This window comes from Synechocystis sp. PCC 6803 substr. PCC-P, assembly GCF_000284455.1.
In the GTDB taxonomy this organism is placed as follows: Bacteria; Cyanobacteriota; Cyanobacteriia; order Cyanobacteriales; family Microcystaceae; genus Synechocystis.
Map to the genome: position 1 here is coordinate 2,078,142 of NC_017039.1, position 17,276 is coordinate 2,095,417.

General features: G+C 46.7%; 21 protein-coding genes and 2 tRNA genes. 12 read left to right on the forward strand and 11 right to left on the reverse strand.

Annotated elements, in window-relative coordinates; genetic code table 11:
* Positions 1-570: 570 nt before the first annotated feature.
* Positions 571-2,406 carry a hypothetical protein gene (locus SYNPCCP_RS09865; RefSeq protein WP_010873091.1) on the forward strand — a complete coding sequence of 612 codons (1,836 nt, stop codon included), beginning with the start codon at positions 571-573 and terminating at the stop codon, positions 2,404-2,406.
* Positions 2,407-2,549: 143 nt separating this feature from the next.
* On the opposite strand, the gene SYNPCCP_RS09870 is transcribed toward SYNPCCP_RS09865, so the two are convergent.
* Positions 2,550-3,602 carry a 2OG-Fe(II) oxygenase gene (locus tag SYNPCCP_RS09870; RefSeq protein WP_010873092.1) on the reverse strand — a complete coding sequence of 351 codons (1,053 nt, stop codon included), beginning with the start codon at positions 3,600-3,602 and terminating at the stop codon, positions 2,550-2,552.
* A 226-nt stretch (positions 3,603-3,828) separates the two neighbouring features.
* On the opposite strand from SYNPCCP_RS09870, the gene SYNPCCP_RS09875 reads away from it, so the two are divergent.
* From SYNPCCP_RS09875 to SYNPCCP_RS16915, 7 genes are all read left to right on the forward strand, one after another.
* Complete coding sequence (locus SYNPCCP_RS09875; RefSeq protein WP_020862282.1) at positions 3,829-4,056, forward strand: DUF2281 domain-containing protein; 228 nt, start codon at positions 3,829-3,831, stop codon at positions 4,054-4,056.
* A gap of 111 nt (positions 4,057-4,167) precedes the next feature.
* On the forward strand, positions 4,168-4,446 hold the full coding sequence (locus tag SYNPCCP_RS16910; RefSeq protein ID WP_230401098.1) for a type II toxin-antitoxin system VapC family toxin: 279 nt from the start codon (positions 4,168-4,170) through the stop codon (positions 4,444-4,446).
* A 161-nt stretch (positions 4,447-4,607) separates the two neighbouring features.
* Positions 4,608-4,892, forward strand: a complete 285-nt coding sequence (locus SYNPCCP_RS09885; RefSeq protein ID WP_014407120.1) for a BrnT family toxin — start codon at positions 4,608-4,610, stop codon at positions 4,890-4,892.
* A 4-nt stretch (positions 4,893-4,896) separates the two neighbouring features.
* The gene (locus SYNPCCP_RS09890; RefSeq protein WP_010873094.1) at positions 4,897-5,103 is read left to right on the forward strand and encodes a hypothetical protein; all 207 of its coding nucleotides are present in this window, start codon (positions 4,897-4,899) and stop codon (positions 5,101-5,103) included.
* A gap of 27 nt (positions 5,104-5,130) precedes the next feature.
* Positions 5,131-5,370 (forward strand): hypothetical protein, encoded by a 240-nt coding sequence (locus tag SYNPCCP_RS09895; protein WP_010873095.1) that lies wholly within the window; start codon positions 5,131-5,133, stop codon positions 5,368-5,370.
* A 141-nt stretch (positions 5,371-5,511) separates the two neighbouring features.
* A complete protein-coding gene (locus SYNPCCP_RS09900) occupies positions 5,512-5,796 on the forward strand; it encodes a type II toxin-antitoxin system Phd/YefM family antitoxin (protein WP_010873096.1) in 285 nt (94 codons plus the stop codon).
* Complete coding sequence (locus tag SYNPCCP_RS16915; RefSeq protein WP_080504056.1) at positions 5,793-5,897, forward strand: type II toxin-antitoxin system YoeB family toxin; 105 nt, start codon at positions 5,793-5,795, stop codon at positions 5,895-5,897. Before SYNPCCP_RS09900 ends, SYNPCCP_RS16915 begins: the two co-directional genes overlap by 4 nt.
* Before the next feature lie 93 nt (positions 5,898-5,990).
* On the opposite strand, the gene SYNPCCP_RS09905 is transcribed toward SYNPCCP_RS16915, so the two are convergent.
* Entirely contained in the window at positions 5,991-6,815 is an 825-nt protein-coding gene (locus tag SYNPCCP_RS09905) for a photosystem II manganese-stabilizing polypeptide (RefSeq protein WP_010873097.1), read from the reverse strand.
* Between the two features lie 277 nt (positions 6,816-7,092).
* On the opposite strand from SYNPCCP_RS09905, the gene SYNPCCP_RS09910 reads away from it, so the two are divergent.
* Positions 7,093-7,419 (forward strand): hypothetical protein, encoded by a 327-nt coding sequence (locus tag SYNPCCP_RS09910; RefSeq protein ID WP_199303490.1) that lies wholly within the window; start codon positions 7,093-7,095, stop codon positions 7,417-7,419.
* A gap of 70 nt (positions 7,420-7,489) precedes the next feature.
* On the opposite strand, the gene SYNPCCP_RS09915 is transcribed toward SYNPCCP_RS09910, so the two are convergent.
* Positions 7,490-7,561 (reverse strand) — tRNA-Gln (locus SYNPCCP_RS09915).
* A gap of 254 nt (positions 7,562-7,815) precedes the next feature.
* The gene (locus SYNPCCP_RS09920) at positions 7,816-8,235 is read right to left on the reverse strand and encodes a hypothetical protein (protein ID WP_231848030.1); all 420 of its coding nucleotides are present in this window, start codon (positions 8,233-8,235) and stop codon (positions 7,816-7,818) included.
* 130 nt (positions 8,236-8,365) lie between these two features.
* On the opposite strand from SYNPCCP_RS09920, the gene aroA reads away from it, so the two are divergent.
* Entirely contained in the window at positions 8,366-9,709 is a 1,344-nt protein-coding gene (aroA, locus tag SYNPCCP_RS09925; RefSeq protein WP_010873100.1) for a 3-phosphoshikimate 1-carboxyvinyltransferase, read from the forward strand.
* Between the two features lie 2 nt (positions 9,710-9,711).
* Here the strand turns inward: aroA and SYNPCCP_RS09930 are convergent, their stop codons facing one another.
* Both SYNPCCP_RS09930 and SYNPCCP_RS09935 read right to left on the reverse strand, forming a co-directional pair.
* A complete protein-coding gene (locus SYNPCCP_RS09930) occupies positions 9,712-11,316 on the reverse strand; it encodes a radical SAM protein (RefSeq protein WP_010873101.1) in 1,605 nt (534 codons plus the stop codon).
* Positions 11,317-11,396: 80 nt separating this feature from the next.
* On the reverse strand, positions 11,397-11,864 hold the full coding sequence (locus tag SYNPCCP_RS09935) for a hypothetical protein (protein WP_010873102.1): 468 nt from the start codon (positions 11,862-11,864) through the stop codon (positions 11,397-11,399).
* A 221-nt stretch (positions 11,865-12,085) separates the two neighbouring features.
* Here SYNPCCP_RS09935 and SYNPCCP_RS09940 point away from each other — a divergent pair.
* Positions 12,086-12,157, forward strand: a tRNA-Asn gene (locus tag SYNPCCP_RS09940).
* Positions 12,158-12,255: 98 nt separating this feature from the next.
* On the opposite strand, the gene SYNPCCP_RS09945 is transcribed toward SYNPCCP_RS09940, so the two are convergent.
* Both SYNPCCP_RS09945 and purB read right to left on the reverse strand, forming a co-directional pair.
* A complete protein-coding gene (locus tag SYNPCCP_RS09945; protein WP_014407121.1) occupies positions 12,256-13,194 on the reverse strand; it encodes an isoaspartyl peptidase/L-asparaginase in 939 nt (312 codons plus the stop codon).
* A gap of 120 nt (positions 13,195-13,314) precedes the next feature.
* On the reverse strand, positions 13,315-14,610 hold the full coding sequence (gene purB / locus SYNPCCP_RS09950) for an adenylosuccinate lyase (RefSeq protein WP_010873104.1): 1,296 nt from the start codon (positions 14,608-14,610) through the stop codon (positions 13,315-13,317).
* A 109-nt stretch (positions 14,611-14,719) separates the two neighbouring features.
* Here purB and SYNPCCP_RS09955 point away from each other — a divergent pair, with 109 nt between their 5' ends.
* Complete coding sequence (locus SYNPCCP_RS09955; protein WP_010873105.1) at positions 14,720-15,352, forward strand: Uma2 family endonuclease; 633 nt, start codon at positions 14,720-14,722, stop codon at positions 15,350-15,352.
* Positions 15,353-15,408: 56 nt separating this feature from the next.
* Here SYNPCCP_RS09955 and ureB read toward each other — a convergent pair whose 3' ends face one another.
* The 3 genes from ureB to SYNPCCP_RS09970 form a co-directional block, all read right to left on the reverse strand.
* Entirely contained in the window at positions 15,409-15,726 is a 318-nt protein-coding gene (gene ureB, locus SYNPCCP_RS09960; RefSeq protein ID WP_010873106.1) for an urease subunit beta, read from the reverse strand.
* A gap of 35 nt (positions 15,727-15,761) precedes the next feature.
* Positions 15,762-16,226, reverse strand: a complete 465-nt coding sequence (locus SYNPCCP_RS09965) for a DUF6790 family protein (protein ID WP_010873107.1) — start codon at positions 16,224-16,226, stop codon at positions 15,762-15,764.
* Positions 16,227-16,303: 77 nt separating this feature from the next.
* The gene (locus SYNPCCP_RS09970; RefSeq protein WP_010873108.1) at positions 16,304-17,260 is read right to left on the reverse strand and encodes a 2-methyl-6-phytyl-1,4-hydroquinone methyltransferase; all 957 of its coding nucleotides are present in this window, start codon (positions 17,258-17,260) and stop codon (positions 16,304-16,306) included.
* Between the last annotated feature and the right edge of the window lie 16 nt (positions 17,261-17,276).

A 17,276-nucleotide genomic window follows, 5' to 3' on the forward strand; every position in this document is an offset into this window, starting at 1 on the left:
CCTCCCAAATTTGGGGGGAAACTGAATGAAAGTCCCCCAGTATTGGGGGATTTAGGGGGCGGAATAAAACTTTCCAAACATGTTCTGAAAAGTTTTTAAATTTGCTTGCTGTCCACTGATGTGGGGGCAGGGCAGGGCAGTAATTTACTTGGGCGAATTGATGGTTGGTCCTGTGATTGAACGGAAGATTCTTTTCGAGTTTAGTTACCAATTGGTTTATGCCCCAGCAGGGCATTTTTGATTTTGCCTAACTCCTTGACTAGTAATGGTTTTGGGCTTTTAGCCAGATTTATCTCTAACTCCTCTGCTACTTTTTTGATTCTGTCTGGGTAGGTTAGGCTTAGGGTTTAATGAATGGTTGGAGGGCTGTGATCCAGATCACATACGTGGGTTAACCGGGATAATAAAATACAGTTTGGTGAAATGAAGGGTGGTGGTAGAGAGTTGACCCAGCTTCAAACAAGAACCAAAGTTCAGTGTTCCTAATGTAATTCGTTTGTTTTTATTTTCTTTTATTGATTGCTTTCCTATCTCGCTCACTTTATTTTTACTCACAGTTGAAGATCAATTATGAATACTCGCTTTTTCCTCAATTTCCTCACTGCCCCCAAACGTAATGCCGGCTTTGCCATGCCCATGGTGATTATGGGCGGTTTGGTGATTACGGTGGCGGCCGCCGCTATTGCTATGAAGGGGATGAATGATCAAAATCAGGTCACAGCGAAGGCAGCTAAGTCCTCTAGTGACGCAGCAGCGGAGACCGGCTTAGCGCGTGTTCAAGGTTTGCTTGCAAGCAGTAAATATGCAGCTCTTTTCGACGATTCTGATTGGGCAACCTTAATACAGTCGGATGGAACACCAAACAGCGAAACTACCCTTGGAGCTGTTCTTGAAGAGCATCTAAATTCGGTATCAAGCAACAGTGGGTCTATCTGTAGTGAGGGGAGCTCTTCTGGCGTTGATTCGGCTAAACTTGCATCTCAAAAACAAGTCTTAGGCAAACTTCGTGAGTTAGCTACTGAAGCGTCTGCTGGTCAAGTAGAACCGATTAATAGCAATAGCTCTTTTCGTATAGTAAGTTACAAAGTTGGAGTTGAAGAAGAGAACAAAGGCAAAATTCCCCAAGGTCAAGTTATTGGGCGTCTAGTTGTTGAGGGAGTGTCTAGCAAAGGAGCAACTGACGCCGTAACCCGTTTGATGGTGGATATTCCTATTTCTGGAAAACCAGGAACTTCCACTTTTGGTGGTTCGGATACGGTGCCTGCACTTTGGATATCAGAAGGCGGTGTTGATAAGGGTACTGCTGGTGACACTGTAGATACAACAGGTACTCCCGCTGTTCCTAAGACTGGTGAAATAAGAGGAAATATAGTCCTGGCAGGGTGTGGTTCCACAGATTTAACTGATGCTTATATTGATGATCTTAACTCAATACAGAACGCTGCTGGGGGATTTGCCGCTGTAAGGGCATCTACCCCAATGCCTTCCATCCCATTGTCGGCTTTAGCATCGGCAAGATCTCAGAATCGTGTATATACACTAAACGTGGGGAATAACGATTCAATCTCTCTCCCCCGAAGTGGAGAACAGCCGGTTGACGGTTACTATTACTATGAATCTAGTAGTTTAGACAGAAAGTTTGAGCTTAACTTTGACAATACTGGAGGAAAGAAATACCGTCTGTATGTAACTGGTGACATTGGTAGAAATGCGGAAATCAACGGAACTTGTAATACAGCTGATGGTTGCCAGCCGACAGATATCCAAATATTTGGTCTTTCGAGTAGTGGTTCAATTTGCATGAATGGAAACTCGAGCCGAACGACGAAAGCTTTTGTTCTTGCCCCCAATTACGATATAGGTCGCACAGGAAATGGGAGTTATGAAGGAATGCTTTTGGGTAAGACTTATGCCAAAGGCAATTGTGCTGTAAATAATGGCAAATTGGCTGTTACCCAAACCTCTCAAACCTGGGGATCGGTTCCTCCTGACCTACGTCCACTTACCGCTCCATCACCTACCCTTACATCATTTTCTAGCTGGTCTCAGATTGACTCCAGTTTAGCTGATGATGATGCTATAACTGAGCCCCCAATTTACACAGGTTCCTTCTTAACAGCTTCTTCTAGTCCATCTCCCAGTCCCAGTCCATCTCCTAGTCCCAGCCCGTCTCCCAGTCCCAGCCCATCTCCCAGTCCCAGTCCATCTCCCAGTCCCAGCCCGTCTCCCAGTCCCAGTCCATCTCCCAGTCCCAGTCCATCTCCCAGTCCCAGCCCATCTCCCAGTCCCAGCCCATCTCCTACCCCAGTTACCGTAAATGTACAGAACAAGAAGGCTTGCGATGATCTAGGAGGGACGTACTCTCAAAGCGGGAATAACAAAACCTGTACTTACATTCCTCGGTAGCCCGTAGAGTGTTTTCCTCCCCCTTCATTAAGCCCAAAAATCTCTAGCAAAACAATATCAAAATTACTTTAGGCAGACTCCAGCAGTTTGCTTTTTTTTGCTTATTTTCCCAGAATTAAAGGCACAACCGTAAAGATAGAATTTTACTTCTTTCTCACCCAACCATTAATGGTAAATCGACTATCTGCAAAAGCTTGGGAAGGACAGTTTACTGGTAGAACTTCGTGCATATAGCGACTGAGAAAAAAGACAATGCTGTTATTAACTGGCTGTACAGTTTTAAATGATTCAGCGGCTACATAAAAATTATTTTCGATTTTACTGTCATAAATGGCTAGCTCTCCACCAGAAAAGGCTTTAGGCTCTCGGTTAAAGTAATAAACATAGGTTAATTCACGGGTAGCAGAATCGGGGCTACCATTATCATTATGTACTTTGTAATAATTTCCATGGTTATGGGCAGTAAGTTGAGCTTCTACATAATCAATTTGAAAAGGTTGTATTTGTAGATCACTAATCAGTTGGGGTAAAATTGCCTTTACTCGTTCTATTATTAATTCTGAAAACGGCGCAAAAATCGGCAAAAACATAGAGCGACGATAATCAGAATCATTAGCTGAATTGCTTGTAGGCAGGAAATTATTTTCATTCTGAATTACAAATTTAAACAACTGCTCTAACTCTGTAGCACTCAAAAAATCTTTCACCTGAATAAAATGGGATGGCAAAATTTCTGGTGAAGCTTGGGGAGTAGCTGAAGTAGACTGTCGCTCTATCTGAATTTGACCTATAGATGAATTATTAGATAAGTTTTTATAAAAGTTGTGATTAATTAGAAATGAAGGTGCGTAGGATTCTTCAGCTTGGCTAACAGTTGATTGTGAAGAGGATTCGACTTGAGACTGGTTAATAATTTGCCAAAGTTTGTAATTACCCTGATGGCTAACTAAAGTGCAAACAAAATTTCGCCAAGCAAACTGAAATAATACCTCTTGAGTTTTCAACATATTTAAGGTGTCTGCATCAAACTCTAGCAAAATACACAATTCTTCCGTCGTTATCCAGAATTCGGAATCACTAACTTGCTTAACTAAGTTAAGTTGCTGAATTACCGCATGAAGTTTACTTTGCAATGGTTCTTGCATGATTCTGGTCATAGTAGTTAAAAGAGTATTGACAATCTCTTCAATAATCATTTTCTCATGATCAAAATCCTTTAGGCAGATCCCAGTGGTTTATCTTCTTTTTTGGCCGCTTTTTCTGTGGTGGCATTTCTGGTCTGAGGTTATTTGGCGGTCAAGAATAGGATAGCGCTTGGCGATCAGGGGGGAGAGGTTGACAGATGCCCAGCCCTATTGGCAGTGGGCTTGCTGAGCTTGTGTTAGCATAGAGCTATTATCGATTGATTAAGATGTCAAAACTATGACCAAACCAACGATAGAACTATCAGAGAGTGTATTTAAAAAAATTCAGGTACTTTCTCCGGAAAACCAAAAACAAATTCTAGATTTTCTAGAATCTATAACAGCAAATTCCGATGAAACTCAAGAAAAAAAAGCAACTAGAATTTCAGGATTGTATCAAGGACAAGGCTGGATAAGTGATGATTTTAATGATCCTCTAACGGATGAGTTTTTTTCGGAAGTCTGATTTATGGAACTGCTGTTAGATACTCATGCCTTTGTTTGGTGATCAATTGCTCAGGAAAAACTATCTTCAAAAGTAAGTTCTTTATTGTCAAACACAAGTAACAAAATATTTTTGAGTACAGCAAGTGCATGGGAGATACAAATTAAACTGCAACTTGGAAAGTTACAACTTAACATTTCCCCAGAAGAATTAATCAAAAATCAAATGACCATCAATGGTTTGCAGGTTCTGTCTATTGACTTGGAGCATATCTGGAAACTGGCGGTTCTTGAACATCACCATAAAGATCCCTTTGATCGAATCTTAATTGCCCAATCTATGACCGAAGAAATTCCGATTTTAAGTATTGATAAAGTCTTCGATCTTTACCCGGTTCAAAAACTTTGGTAACTGTTCAGGCGGTCAGGGTTAACTGACGATCAAGGATCGGATTGTGCTTGGCGATCGGGTATTAACGGCGATCCACATTAACCATGGGCTTATTTCCACCATGCTAGAATAGGGGCACAACTGACTTAAAGCAGTGTCTCCCACAGATTAGCGACCTTAAAATGAATTCACTTTCTTTTGAATGGGACGAAGAAAAGAATCGAACCAATCAGAAAAAACATGGTATTTCTTTTGAGGAAGCTGAGACTGTTTTCTACGATGACAATGCTATTCAGTTTTGGGATGATAATCATTCAGAAGTAGAAGATAGATTCCTAATGCTGGGTAGAAGTTCCAGAATGAGAATCCTGCTAATTGTTCACTGCTTCCAAGAGAATGAATCTATCATCAGAATTATTTCTGCTCGCAAGGCTACTCCTAAAGAAACGAAACAATATAGAGGATAATATTATGAAGAAAGAGTATGATCTAGCCAACATGAAAAGCCGTCCTAATCCTTTTGCTCAAAAGCTTAAACAAAAAGTTACTTTACCTTTGGGAATTGATGTAGTTGATTTTTTTGAAAAGAAAGCACAAGAAAAAGGCATTTCTTATCAAGAAATAATTGAATTATATCTTCAAGATTGTGTTGTTAATAATCGAGAACTTTCATTTTAAATGCTCAGCTGACGGACAGGTGTTTTTGTGTTTGTAACCAGAGTAGCTCTCAAATATGAAACCATCTATTTCAGAAACTACCAACTCCATATTCCCCAATGGGCAGGACTCAGCTTCGCCGGGATTACTTTCACGTTTGTGGTCTTGGATCAACTCCTACGGGGGTTTGTCCGACTTGAAGAAGTACAACGCCGAACTGAGGAAGAGCAACGCCGAATTAAGCAAACAGAACGAGAAACTCGCCGAGCTAGAATTGAAACTCGATAACGTATTGCAATCATCCAGCACCAACTTGACCCCAACAATCTCCACCGACAACAATTAGGGGATATTCAAGCACTTCTCGAAGAATATCTAGATACCCTTTAGCCAATTGGCTATCTGTGAGGTATTGGCAATCGGGCTAAAATGGGGGAAACTTTGCCCCAACAATTGCCAAACATGAACGCAGTCAGCCAAATTATTGCACAACAAAAACTTGCAGCTATCATGGAGCAAGTATGTAGTGATCATGTTCCAACAATTATCACCAGGGATACCCAACCATCTGTCGTCATGATTTCCCTGGAAGACTATCAGTCATTAGAAGAAACAGCATATCTACTACGTAGCCCGAACAATGCTCAAAAATTGATGTCGGCGATCAAGCAATTAGAAAATGATCAAGGTGTCGAAAGGGAACTATTGGAGTGAAGCTAATTTTCTCTGAGCAAGCCTGGAGCGATTATCTTTACTGGCAACAAAACGACAAGAAAATACTTAAAAGAATCAATACCTTAGTTGAATTAATTTGATAGAAAAAGACGACCACCTTAACGGCGATCGCCAAACTGTTCAGCTCGTCAAAGTAACTAACTAAAAAGCCAGTCAGCTACCACAACAAAAAATTAAACATCGGTGTCCACTCGACCGTAGAAAATGCCCCGGACTTTAACATCAAGGGGTTCTTTAGCACCCAAATCAGTGTCAGAGGGTTGCTCGCTTTCAAAAATACCGGCAATTTCCCCAGTGGAACCATCAACCTGGGTCACCTGCAAGGAAAGGGTTCCTTTACCCAAGGGGGTTTCCTTCTTGTTGGTACGGAATTTATCCGCCGCTGAAGGCAGAGCTACCGCATTGTCATAACCAGTGTATAGACCCCGGGCTTTGGGATCCAAGAAACCAGCCCCCCGGTAGGAAGGCACATTGAAATCCCCAACAAAATCGGTGGAACTATTGATGGAAGTAAAGCCAGGCTCCGTAGTGCCAGTAAAATTTTTCACCGTGAAAAAGAAGGGTACTTCTTCACCACCGGGAAGTAATACCGTAATCGGCTGGAAGTCAATGCCATCTTTTTCTTTAAAAGTCAACGTTCCATCAGCACCCACTGCAATGCTGCCGCGGATCTGTTCTAGGCTAGTGGTTTGACGGGTCAGAACCTTACCTTTAACGTACTCAGCCTTTTGGCGCTTATTAACGGGCTCTTCCTTAACAAAATACTCCTGGGGCTCCATACAGAAGTCAGAAACAAAATACTTAGTATTCGGTTCCACCTCAATGGTTCCTCTGGTGAAGGAAGAAATTTCAGGGCAAACGTTAGCTAGACCCGTATTTACAATGTCATCGTAGGTAAGCTGGCTCTTATCAACCGCAAAGGCACTGCCGCTATATAAAAACGTTAGTAGTCCAAAGCAGACTGAAAGCAAAGCCACAATAGACGGACGAAACCTCATGGTTTAACCTCGCTTAAGTCAATCTCAAATTTTTTGTCTTTTTCAGGCCTTGTCCGGCTCCAGACTTACACGGATGCAACCCTAGGGATTATGGACAAAATAGGCATATTTTAACGAGATCCACTCTACCAAACTTTCGTTACCTTACCAGCCATATGGCCGGAAGGGGCATTTCCGCAACAGGTCAGAGCAAGGCTTTGGCCACAAACCACTATCATTTGGGTTGGTGTTTGTTTGCGAACAGCCCATCTGCCTAACTGAGCTTTATTTGGAATCAATGGAATCGATCAACCAAAAATTATGTCTAACTCCCGAGTTAGAAGCCCTCATGACCACCACCGAAGCCCTGGCGGAAGATTACCAGGACGACCATGACCGTTTGCTACAGCTCCTAAGGGTTCTGGAATCTCTGCACCGTCACATTCGCATCGACTATTTTGAACCGGCCTTGCCCAATACCCGTCGGGGTCTATATGGCCTACTAAGGGATATCGAAGAAAGTGGCGGCTGGCCATACATTGAGCGGGGTAAGCTGAGTCATTTCATCAAGAATTTGCAGGAAAGCCTGGAGCAGGAGGTGGAGTCCCTGGGGGAATTAGATTAGGACCATAACTATTCTCCCAAAAAGCAACGGCCGTGTGGGGAAAGGCTGAAAGGCTTATAGATTGACGAAACTGGGGTGCTAGGATTCGAACCTAGGAATGGCGGGACCAAAACCCGCTGCCTTACCGCTTGGCTACACCCCATTGATTAACCTTTGTTATTCTACCAGCACCATTCCAAGTTCTGTCAAGCTCCCCTGAAAAATTTGCATCCGGGTCGGGAACAGGGATTTTGGCCGGGAGCCACAGGGTTAAGCACATCGCCCATTAATGAGCACTGTCACAGTGATTGGAGTTGACAAAAGGCAACGGTCATTAAAAATAAAGGAAAGAAAAAACTGTCTGCCTCCCAGAATCACGGGGAGACAGGGCCCTACCAAGACAAGCAAATTGATCAGCTAAAAAGTACCCAGGGGAAAACCGGAACCTGTTTGTTTGGGTTCCCCCGAAGAACTGCGTTGCCAATCATTTTCTTCTTTGATCTGGCTACTACGGTCATTGATACTGAGGGGAGGGGTATTGGTAGTGTTAATTTCCAATAGGGTTTGGGAATTAGTCCCCATATTTTGTTGGGGGAACCAATCTTCCACTTGACGTTCCTGGAGGCCATCGAGGTCGTTGATATTGCCCGTGGCCGGTAAGTCTTCTGGGAAAGGTTCCACTGGGTTATAGGATTGGGCTGTAACGGTAGTAGGGGTCCCGAGCACAAAAGCGGTGCCGGCAAGCAGAACTAATTTCCATGGGGAATAATGGTATTTCATTGGTTTGGCCTCTGGTCTGGCAATGGTTGCTAGGCGATCGCCTGTTGAAATTAACAAACTGTCGCCCTTCCACTGACCATGGTAACGATGTTTTTTACTTCCTTGACTAACCGAGGAAAATTTGGCGGGGGGCAGAAATGCCAATACAATTTAGCTTGGTCTTCCCTGCCCCTAATTTGTCCCCTCCATGGCCTTGCTTTCCCTCAACAATCATCAATCCCATCAACGCTTAACTGTTAATCCCCCTGCCCAAGGGGTCGCTTTGACTGGCCGCCTAAGGGTGCCGGGGGATAAATCCATTTCCCATCGGGCCTTGATGTTGGGGGCGATCGCCACCGGGGAAACCATTATCGAAGGGCTACTGTTGGGGGAAGATCCCCGTAGTACGGCCCATTGCTTTCGGGCCATGGGAGCAGAAATCAGCGAACTAAATTCAGAAAAAATCATCGTTCAGGGTCGGGGTCTGGGACAGTTGCAGGAACCCAGTACCGTTTTGGATGCGGGGAACTCTGGCACCACCATGCGCTTAATGTTGGGCTTGCTAGCCGGGCAAAAAGATTGTTTATTCACCGTCACCGGCGATGATTCCCTCCGTCACCGCCCCATGTCCCGGGTAATTCAACCCTTGCAACAAATGGGGGCAAAAATTTGGGCCCGGAGTAACGGCAAGTTTGCGCCGCTGGCAGTCCAGGGTAGCCAATTAAAACCGATCCATTACCATTCCCCCATTGCTTCAGCCCAGGTAAAGTCCTGCCTGTTGCTAGCGGGGTTAACCACCGAGGGGGACACCACGGTTACAGAACCAGCTCTATCCCGGGATCATAGCGAACGCATGTTGCAGGCCTTTGGAGCCAAATTAACCATTGATCCAGTAACCCATAGCGTCACTGTCCATGGCCCGGCCCATTTAACGGGGCAACGGGTGGTGGTGCCAGGGGACATCAGCTCGGCGGCCTTTTGGTTAGTGGCGGCATCCATTTTGCCTGGATCAGAATTGTTGGTGGAAAATGTAGGCATTAACCCCACCAGGACAGGGGTGTTGGAAGTGTTGGCCCAGATGGGGGCGGACATTACCCCGGAGAATGAACGATTGGTAACGGGGGAACCGGTAGCAGATCTGCGGGTTAGGGCAAGCCATCTCCAGGGTTGCACCTTCGGCGGCGAAATTATTCCCCGACTGATTGATGAAATTCCCATTTTGGCAGTGGCGGCGGCCTTTGCAGAGGGCACTACCCGCATTGAAGATGCCGCAGAACTGAGGGTTAAAGAAAGCGATCGCCTGGCGGCCATTGCTTCGGAGTTGGGCAAAATGGGGGCCAAAGTCACCGAATTTGATGATGGCCTGGAAATTCAAGGGGGAAGCCCGTTACAAGGGGCCGAGGTGGATAGCTTGACGGATCATCGCATTGCCATGGCGTTGGCGATCGCCGCTTTAGGTAGTGGGGGGCAAACAATTATTAACCGGGCGGAAGCGGCCGCCATTTCCTATCCAGAATTTTTTGGCACGCTAGGGCAAGTTGCCCAAGGATAAAGTTAGAAAAACTCCTGGGCGGTTTGTAAATGTTTTACCAAGGTAGTTTGGGGTAAAGGCCCCAGCAAGTGCTGCCAGGGTAATTTATCCGCAATTGACCAATCGGCATGGACCGTATCGTTCAAACTGGGTAATTCTCCCTTTAATTCCTTAAAAGCTCGCTTAAAACTGCCCAACGTATCTCCGTAATGGCGAGTGAGTAGAAGTAATGGGGCCAAACGGCGATCGCCACGGGAAATTAAAGCCTGCATCACTGACCAGTTATAACTTTCGGGACGAAAATCAACACCCAGGGGCCGCAGTTTTTTTTGCAAAAATTGTAGACGCTGTTTGGCTTCCGGATTGACCCCATACCATTGGAACGGGGTGTGGGCCTTGGGGACAAAGGTGCTACAGCCAAAGGTGAGACGTAAACCGGGGGCGACTTTTTTGACCTGTTTTAATAAATCTACCGTTGCTTCCACATCTGACCTTGTTTCCCCTGGCACGCCGACCATGCCATAAAGCTTCAATCCCTGTAATCCCCCCGCCTGGGCCTGTTGGGCAGCGGTGAGAATTTCCTCGTTAGTCAGTTTTTTATTGATAATTTGCCGGAGTTTTTCCGAACCGCTTTCAATGGCAATGGTGAGGGATTTAGTGCCCCGTTTAGCTAAGGTTTGGGCCAATTTTTCGTCCACTGTGTTGGTACGCACTGAAGCAATGCTGAGCCGCACATGGTCAAATTCTGGTTTTCCCAGGTAATCCAACAACTCGTTAAATTCCGGATGTTGGGTTACGGAAGCTCCTAACAATCCCAGGCGATCGCTCACTTGCAATCCCCGTTCAATGGCGGGCAGTAGGGATTTTTCCGTATCCGCTGGCCGAAAAGGTAACGTCAGGTAACTAGCTAGGCAAAATCGACACATTTCCGGGCAACTGCGTACCACTTCCACCATGAAAATATTTTCCCATGCGGCCTTTTCCGTCACTACTGTGGAGGCAGACAGAACATTACCCCGGTAGGTTTGCTTACTAACTTGGGCGGGAATGGCGGTGGTACTGGGTTGGATGTGACTAATTTTGCCCTCAGCGGCTTCGTAACTTATTTCGTACAAACTAGGCACATAAATGCCGGGAATTTGGGCTAGTTTTTCTAGTTTTTCATTCCTAGAACAAGACCGCACGCTTTGGTAACCATCAATAAATTCCGGCAGTAGATTTTCCCCGTCCCCCAACAAAATTAGGTCAAAAAAGTCTGCAAAAGGTTCTGGATTAGCGGTCAGCACCGGGCCGCCACCGAATATTAAAGGATCTTCAGCAGCCCGCTCTTTCGCCAGCAGGGGAATTTGTAATTGCTCCAACAGGGTCAAAATATTGCTGTAGTCCAACTCCCAGGAAAAGGAAAAGCCTACCAATTCTGGCGATCGGGGTAACGTTTCTTGGGCGTCGGTGAAAAGACGACTAACCTGCACATCGGAGCGTTGGGCTAAGGTTGACCAAATTACTTGATACCCCAAACTGGTAATGCCCACACTGTAGATGTTGGGAAAGGCAAAAATTAACGGCACCGCATCGGCTTGGGGAGACGCAGGGGTAAACAGCAGCCTTTCGGCCTGGGCTTGGTGCATAAAGTCAGAATACTTAGTTAAATCAATGGCAGATCAAACGGATCAACAATAAAACAACGGCGATCGCCAGGGAGTTGGGGTTAATGGTAAATTTCCAAATGCAACACATAATGACCCAAACATTCCTGGGCTGCCCAGAGTTCATATTCCACCCGCAAAAATTCCGGCAAGGGAGACCCCTGCAAGGTAATGTCCCTGGTGTAATTCCGTAACTGGAAGGAGTCGCTCAGATGTCTTTCCTGTTCATTGAGCCAATAGCGGCTAATGCCATAAACTCCCTGTTCCCAAAAATGACGGTAGGAAAATTGACTATTACCCTGGCGAGTCAGCACAATGCGTCGGGGAGACAGTTCTAACCACAATAGTTGAGAGGAGGGTAATACCTGTTGATCGCCGTTGGGAACTTGCTCCTGTTCTTGGTGGAGTAGGAGGTGAAAGCGATGCAAATCCTTTTGGTAGAGGGTAGCGGCGGTCTCCAGGGTGGAAAGAATGGGCAAATCGGTGGAAATGAGCGATAGGCAAACCGGACGACGGTGGTGGGTCAACATAAAAACTTGACGGGTGAGGAAAAGCAAATCAGCCTATCTATCCAGGGGATGACAAACAGGATTCTGTTTCAGCATAACGGTCAACATTGGCCCCCTGCCATAGGGCCCTGGGAGCAAATTGGCCCCAAGCTGGGAACCGGCCTAAGAATTTAGTAATTTTTTTAGCAAGGGGCTTGTGTAAAAGATCTTTTAGTTGCTATGATGTTGAATCGTTGAGTCAATCCTCGGTAGCTCAGTGGTAGAGCGGTCGGCTGTTAACCGATTGGTCGTAGGTTCGAATCCTACCCGGGGAGTTCTAAAACTCGGATGTTTTTTACGGTTAGAAACCAGGGGAATCTGTTTATTTTCCCCGTGTTTTTGTCTGTATTTTTTTAACTGTTTTTTGCAGTTTTTATATTGAGGCGTTGCCGTAGTGGTCGCCATCGGTTAATTCCAGCGTGTCTCCGATCGCCGTACCGGTGTGATAGGCCGCCAATAGGACAGGGCAGGTTTTTCCCCAGGCAATATGGCCTTGATGATCCAAGGCGATCGCCCCCAGGTCAGTGTTATTTTCCAAAGCTTCCGTGATGGATTTTGCCATGGCTTGAGCTAAATTTTGGCCATCCTTAACCCGGATTACCACCTTGGCGGCCAAACATTCATTGATAATGTCTTCCCCTACTCCAGTGCAACTAACCCCAGCAAAACGGGTGGCATAGTTCCCCGCCGGCATAGCAGAATCACTCACCCGACCAATGCGCTCTAGCCCTTTGCCCCCAGTGGAAGTACCGGCCGCAATTTTGCCGTTAGCATCCAACGCCACTACGCCGATGGTGCCTTTTCTGGCTTCAATGCCCACGGTGGGATCAGCAATTAGCCGAGCCATTTTTTTGCGCACATCTTCTCCCCGTTCCTCCATCCATTCCTGAATGCGAAAATCCGTGGCGGGATCGTAAATGGGCAGTTGCATTTCCCTGGCTAAATCCGCCGCCCCATAATCGGACAAAATCCGGTCTGTTTGCCCCTGCAAAAATTGGGCCATCTGGATCGGATTTTTAATGCGGGAAACGTTAATTACCCCACTAAAATTCTGGCGATCGCCGTCCATCAAAGAAGCACTCATGCGAACTTGTCCATCCGACTGGAGCACCGAACCAGTACCAGCGTTAAAACGAGGCTCATTTTCCAATAATTCACAACCTTGTACCACCGCATCCATGGCACTGCCCCCCGCTGTTAGGGTTTCATACACTGCGGCCACAATTTGATGTAGGGATTGGCGCACAGTGGCCAAGCCCCCCTTATCGTCGAGGGAACTCGCACCACCATGGATGATTAATTTGGGGGTCATAGAATTTTAGGTAAAGGCTTGGGTGAAGGATAGATCAGCACCAACGGATCGTAGATGGGAAAGGAAACCGTTAGTGATTATGGGTCGAAGTCAGAAGGGAAGGCAGATCCAAACTTTTAACTAAATATCCAAACGGCTGTAAATTTCCGCCAGGTTAGTCAAATGTTGTTGGGGGTCAAAGCACTGGTCAATTTCTTCGGCAGAAAGTAGGGCCGTTACCTGGGCATCAGCTCGGACTAGCTCTTCAAAATTGCCCCCTTCCGTGTTCCAGGCTTGGTGGGCGGAACCCTGCACCACTCGGTAGGCATCTTCTCGATTCATGCCTTTTTCCACTAGGGCAAGCAGAACTTTTTGGCTGAAAATTACCCCGCCGTAAACGTTCATATTGCGTTTCATATTTTCGGGATAGACCAACAGATTTTTCACCAAATCCGTGGTTTCCTTCAACATAAAATGGGTGAGAATACAGCAGTCGGGAAAAGCAACCCGCTCCACAGAACTGTGGGAAATATCCCGTTCATGCCAGAGAGCTACATTTTCCAACGCCGCCACTGCATGACCCCGAACCAGCCGGGCCATTCCCGTTAATCGTTCTGAGCGGATGGGGTTACGTTTATGGGGCATAGCGGAAGAACCCTTTTGGCCCTTGGAAAAATATTCCTCCACTTCCAAAACATCGGTGCGTTGCAGGTTGCGAATTTCCACTGCAAACCGTTCCAAAGAGGCGGCCAGCAAAGCCAACTGTTGCACGTATTCCGCATGGCGATCTCGGGAAATGACCTGGGTGGAAGCCGTATCTGGTTCTAAGCCTAATTTCTGACAGGCGATCGCCTCCACTTTGGGGTCAATGTTGGCATAGGTGCCCACGGCGCCGGAAATTTTACCCACGGCAATGGATTGGGCTACCCGCACCAGGCGATCGCGGTTTCTCAATACTTCCGCTAACCAACCAGCGAGTTTAAATCCGAATGTGATGGGTTCGGCATGGATACCATGGGAACGGCCCACCATGACGGTGTAACGATGCTGCTGAGCTTGGTAACGGATGGCCTGAATTAGTTTTTCCAACTGCTCCAAAATCAGGTCTAGGCTCGCCACCAATTGCAACGCCAGAGCGGTGTCCAGTACGTCGGAGCTTGTTAGTCCCAGGTGAATATAACGCCCCGCATCCCCCACATATTCATTAACGTTGGTTAAAAAGGCGATGACATCGTGACGCACTTCCGCCTCAATTTCCAGCACTCGTTGGGGATCGAACTTAGCTTTGGCCTTGATTTCGTCCACCGCTGCCTGGGGAATATAACCCAACTCCGCCTGGGCTTCACAAACGGCGATTTCCACGTCTAGCCAGGTTTGTAGCTTGTAGGTATCCGTCCAAATTTTGCCCATTTCAGGCAGGGTATAACGTTCGATCACAGGGCCAGTTCTCCAAATAACCGCTTAATTTTACTATTTGGCGGCAACCATCGTCAGATACTGGCATTCCAACTGCCAAGGCAATGGCGTTTTCCAGGTTTTTTGTAATATGGAAGATATTGCATTTATGCCACCCAGAGCAGGGTCTGTCCCCATGACCATCACCAGTTCTGCGCCGATCCCTACCCAAGACCAAACCCTTGTGCTGCCCGGTCACCACAGTTGGGAGGCTTTTAAAGCCATTCAAGCGGTCATGGAACAACAGCCAGGGCTACGCATTACCTATCTAGATGGAGTAATTGAGTTCATGACCCTGGGGGAGTACCACGAATCAATTAGAAGTATGATTGCCATTTTGTTGGGTATCTACTTTTGGCAACGGGAAATTGAATTTATTCCGGTGGGCAGTGCCACCCGGGAATCGAAGGGAGAATCTGTTTCCTTTGAACCCGATGAATCTTACTATCTTGGTGAGAAAAAGGCCCATCCCGACTTGGCCATTGAAGTCAATATCAGCAGTGGCAGTGCCAAAAAACTGGAAAAATATCAACGACTTGGCATTGGTGAAGTCTGGATGTGGCAAGACAAAAAGTTTTCTATCTACTTTTTAAATGGCGATCATTACCAAATCATTTCCAAAAGCCAACTGCTTCCAGATTTGGATATTGCCCTGTTGGAAGAGTGCGTACTGATGTCTTCTGCTTTAGAAGCGATGCAAAGGTTTACCAGTCAACAAAAATAGGCGGCGATCGCCTGATTTTAATGTGATCTAAACCTAATCTTTTGGGCAGATTCTCTTCACTCTAGAGGGCCGTTCACCAAGCCATTGAAGCCATAGATTTCCCGACTGCCAGCATAGGCCACTAAGTTAACGTTTTTTTCGTCCCCTGGCTCAAAGCGCACCGCCGTTCCCGCTGGAATATCCAACCGCATCCCCTTGGCCAAATCCCGGTCGAATTGCAGAGCGGCATTGACTTCGTAGAAATGGTAATGGGAACCCACTTGAATAGGGCGATCGCCAGTGTTGGCCACATTAATAGTGCAGGTGGAGCGGCCTACGTTTAGTTCTATGTCACCTTCGGGGGTAATGATTTCGCCAGGAATCATAGTTGCCATATGGTTAGTTGAGCTATGGGTATTAGTCGATTGGCTTAGGGCTGCCAAGCAAAAAACAAGATACCCCCCAACAGTAACCCCAAAAATAGATCCGTGGCCATGGCGTAGTTTTCTTTCGCATTGCGTTCGGGTTGCAAAATATGGTTAATGCCCGCCAAAAGATAAAAAATTCCCCCGGCCAGAGCGGCCCCCAGCACCCACGCGTTGACGAAGATACTCCCCAAAGCCACACTGGCGATCGCCAAATTGCCGATGCCCAACTCTTTGACCAAAATCAGAGAGTCTTGACTTTGAACACCTAGAATTTTCTCGGCAGTGAAACTTGGTTTAGTGATTTGCACCACCCCAGCTAAAAATAGCCTCACCCCCACCCCCCAAAACACAAACCAGCGGGCCAGCACATCCACCAAAGCTTGGCTATTGCCGGAAGTGGTCCACTCCAAAGCAATAGAAAGTAGGGGAAAAACTAAAATTACCAGAGTTACAAGCAGAAAGTACATAATAGTTCTGGGAAATGCAGTCAAAAACCTCAAATATTCAGCTAAATTAAGAAATTAGCGAGTTCTTACGTGGCAATTTAAGCTTGAGTGGCGTTTTTTCGCACTGCTTTGAACATACCGAAGCGACAAAGTCCTACCCCAAAGGCAAGGCGCATCAATAAAATAGTCGGTACTTCCCGCACGGATTTGATAAACCCACGAATGCCGTATTGTAACCAGCCCTGGGGCCGGATAATGCCCTGCCAAATGGTATCCAACCAAGCGGGGAGGGTCGGTACAGTCCAATCAGCAGTAGTCACCTGGCCCTCCACCAAACCCGTGGCTTCCAAATTTTCCGCAAAACCTTCAATGCTGGCAAAGGCAGGGTGGGACCATTGATCCAACAGTTGTCGCATCACTGGTTTTTCCCAGAAGTTGAGGGGCACTTGGCGATCGTCCCGTTGATTCCAATCCGCCACCACCAGAATGCCCCCTGGTTTCACGACCCGCAGTAATTCCTTGGCAAACACAGCTTTGTCAGGCATGTGGGGCCCTGCTTCCACCGACCAAACTACGTCGAAACTACCGTCAGGAAAAGACAAAGCCATAGCATCGTCCACCGCAAACTTGGCCGTCACATCGGGAGGAGTTAATTCCGTCGCCCGTTTCACCTGTTGGGGACTAATGGTGATGCCGGTAACGTTAAAACCATAATCTTTGGCGAGAATGCGACTGCTACCGCCAATGCCGCAACCCACATCCAATACCGTTGTGCCGGGGGGAAGTGTATCTAATCCGCCCCACTGGGCCATGGCATGGACAAAATCAATTTTCGATTGGATGAAATCCTTGGCCACTGGCGGATCGCCATAATGGCCGAGGTGGATATGGTCGCCCCAGTAATATTCCAAAATGCCGTCCTCTGTCCATTGGTCGTAGGCGTTGGCCACGGAATCCGATGACTGATAGCCCCGGGCAGTTAGGAGATACAGTCCAGCGGCGATCGCCAGGGAGAGGGAAATTAGGCCAGCGGGCAGAAGCAAATACTCGGGCATGGAATAGTTAAAACAG